The sequence below is a fragment of the Streptomyces sp. 4F14 genome, from assembly GCF_048159485.1.
Taxonomy (GTDB): Bacteria; Actinomycetota; Actinomycetes; order Streptomycetales; family Streptomycetaceae; genus Streptomyces.
In genome coordinates this window covers 1-312 of sequence record NZ_JBLRVY010000419.1, presented here as the reverse complement: position 1 = coordinate 312, position 312 = coordinate 1, and the positions used below count along the sequence as shown (strand labels likewise).

General features: G+C 70.5%; 1 protein-coding gene. It reads right to left on the bottom strand.

The genetic code is table 11. The features are described from left to right. Window positions 1-37: 37 nt before the first annotated feature. Window positions 38-312, bottom strand: a 275-nt coding sequence (locus ACLZOT_RS51390) for an AMP-binding enzyme (RefSeq protein WP_416976166.1), incomplete at its 5' end; no start/stop codon positions are given.

Below are 312 nucleotides of genomic sequence, written 5' to 3'. Positions count from 1 at the left end.
GCAAGGTGATCTGGGCGGAACAGGCCCTGCCGGAGGCTCAGACCGTGTGATCGGGGCGGTGCAGCAGCGGGCGCAGGGTCTCGATGACGCTCGGGTCGTCGACCGTGGACGGGATGGGTTCGTCGTGGCCGTCGGCGATACCGCGCATCGTCTTGCGCAGGATCTTCCCCGAGCGGGTCTTGGGCAGGGCGGCCACCACGGCGACCTCCTTCAGGGAGGCGACGGCACCGATGCGCTCGCGGACGAGCCGGACCAGTTCGGCCTCGACCTCCCCGGGGTCACGTTCGGTGCCCGCCTTCAGGACGACGAAGC